Source organism: Acidisphaera rubrifaciens HS-AP3 (assembly GCF_000964365.1).
Classification (GTDB): domain Bacteria; phylum Pseudomonadota; class Alphaproteobacteria; order Acetobacterales; family Acetobacteraceae; genus Acidisphaera; species Acidisphaera rubrifaciens.
Map to the genome: position 1 here is coordinate 1 of NZ_BANB01000584.1, position 1,288 is coordinate 1,288.

Sequence of the window (1,288 nt, forward strand, 5' to 3'; positions counted from 1 at the left end):
CGGTCGCGGCGGGAGAAGGCGGCCCCAGGGGGGGTGGCCCATGGGGGGGTGGCCCATGGGGAGACAGCCCGTCGGGCGGCGGCACTCCCGCGTCGCTCATGCCGGCCGTCTCATTGGGTGCAGGCCATCCGGCGCTGGGCGAGATCGATCGCGCACCGAGCGAGCACGCTGCTGTCCACGTCATGGATCGTCGCGTCATAGCCGGTCGCCGTCGCGTCCAGCACGGCGAAGCCGAACTCCGACAGGTCGGCGGTGCCGGCGGTGGTCGCGGTGTCCGAGGCGCTGACCTGATAGGTCGCGCCGCTCTCGTCCCCCGCCACGAACACGCGGTCGAGCGCGGTGCCGCCGTTGCCCACGACCAGTTGCGGCGCATAGTCCGCCGAGGTGAGCGCCACCGCCTGGAAGCTGTGGATATGCCCCGCCAGCAGCAGGTCGATCGGCTTCGGCACGCCGCCCGTGAACAGCGCCTGCTCGTCCTCGTTGCCGCCGGACAGGACGCCGCCCGCGCCCGCTCCGTACAGGCCATAGGCCGGTTTGTGCGTGACCATGATCGCCGGACCGGACAGCGTGGGCAGGATCGCCGACAGCTGCTTGCGGTATTCCGCGACGACCGTGCCGCTGTTGGAGCGGCTGGCGTCGTTGGCGAAGCTGCTGTCGAACATCAGCAGGGTCGCGCCGCCGACATCGACGGCATAGGGCGGCTCGAACTCATGCGACGAGCCGCGCGTGCAGGCGGCGGCGGCCGCATCGAAGGGAAACGGATCGAGCAGCCGGAACCAGCCGGCGCGGGCGCGGGCGCAGCTTTCGTGATTGCCGCGCGAGAGGGCGAGCGGCGCGCTGCCGAGGATGGCGGCGGCCGGCGTGAACCAGTCGGCATCCCAGCTCGCCCAGTTATCCCCGTAGGGACTGCCGGTGCAGTCCACGCCGAGCGCCGAGGGACACGGCGATTCGCGGTACGAATAGTCGCCCACATGCACGATCGCGTCGGCATTCAGCGTCGCGACATAGGTCGCGATGCGGCGCAGCGGAAAGGCGACCGGGTCGTTGCACGCCTGCGCGACGAAACCCTTGATGCGGCAGCCGGTGTCGCCGATCACCACGATGCGCTTCGGCTTCGCCACCGGCATCTTCAGCGGGACGCCGCCGATCGTCGCCTGCTGCCCGCCGGTCGGCACCGACGCCTCGCACGCGAGCACGGGGAAGTCGGTGTCCGGCGTGAAGCGCGGCGCGAGGGTGACCGCCGTGCCGTCCACGGCGGCGGCGGGACACACCGCGCCCGCGCCGCCCG

Annotated in this window: 1 protein-coding gene; it reads right to left on the reverse strand. The window is 72.0% G+C overall.

Features of this window, described 5'->3' with window-relative positions; translation table 11 throughout:
* Positions 1 to 110: 110 nt before the first annotated feature.
* Positions 111 to 1,288, reverse strand: a 1,178-nt coding sequence (locus B8460_RS15005) for a metallophosphoesterase family protein (RefSeq protein WP_158322890.1), incomplete at its 5' end; no start/stop codon positions are given.